Source organism: Duganella margarita (assembly GCF_009857535.1).
In the GTDB taxonomy this organism is placed as follows: Bacteria; Pseudomonadota; Gammaproteobacteria; order Burkholderiales; family Burkholderiaceae_D; genus Rugamonas; species Rugamonas margarita.
On sequence record NZ_WWCS01000071.1, the window covers coordinates 1 to 640 of the forward strand.

At 75.5% G+C, this 640-nt stretch carries 1 protein-coding gene; it reads right to left on the reverse strand.

Going from position 1 to position 640, the window contains the following annotated elements:
• A partial coding sequence (locus tag GTP55_RS29235; RefSeq protein WP_161048260.1) for a bifunctional enoyl-CoA hydratase/phosphate acetyltransferase occupies positions 1 to 640 on the reverse strand: 640 nt, incomplete at both ends.

Here is a 640-nt window from a genome sequence, read left to right on the forward strand (position 1 = left end):
GGCACCATCGGCCAGCGCGATCGGCACGCGGGCGCCGGCCACTACGCCGCAGACGGCGGCGCCGGCCAGGCACTCGAGCTGCTTGACCAAGAGGCTGCCGGCGTCGAGGTTGGGGGCGATCAGGATCTCGGCATGGCCGGCCACCGCCGACACCACGCCGCCGGCGCGCGCCGCCGCCGGCGCGATCGCCTGGTCGAAGGCCAGCGGGCCGTCCACCAGCGCGCCGCTCAGCTGGCCGCGTTCGGCCATCTTGCACAGCGCCGCCGCGTCCAGCGTCGACGGCATCGCCGCGCTGACTGTCGGCACCGCCGCCAGGATCGCCACCCGCGGCGCCGCGCTGCCCAGCGCATGCGCCAGGTCGATGGCGTTGCGGGCGATGTCGGCCTTGTCTTCCAGCGCCGGCTGGAGGTTGAGCACGCCGTCGGAAATCAGCAACACCTGCTCGTACAGCGGCACCTCGGCGCGGAACACATGGCTCAGGCAGCGCTGGGTGCGCAGGCCGGGTTCGGCCCGCACGGCCGCCATCAGCTCGTCGGTGTGCAGGCTGCCCTGCATCAGCAGCGCGGCCTCGCCGGCGGCGGCCAGGGCGGCCGCGCGGGCGGCGGCGGCGTGGCTGTGCGGCGCATCGATCAGCGTCACG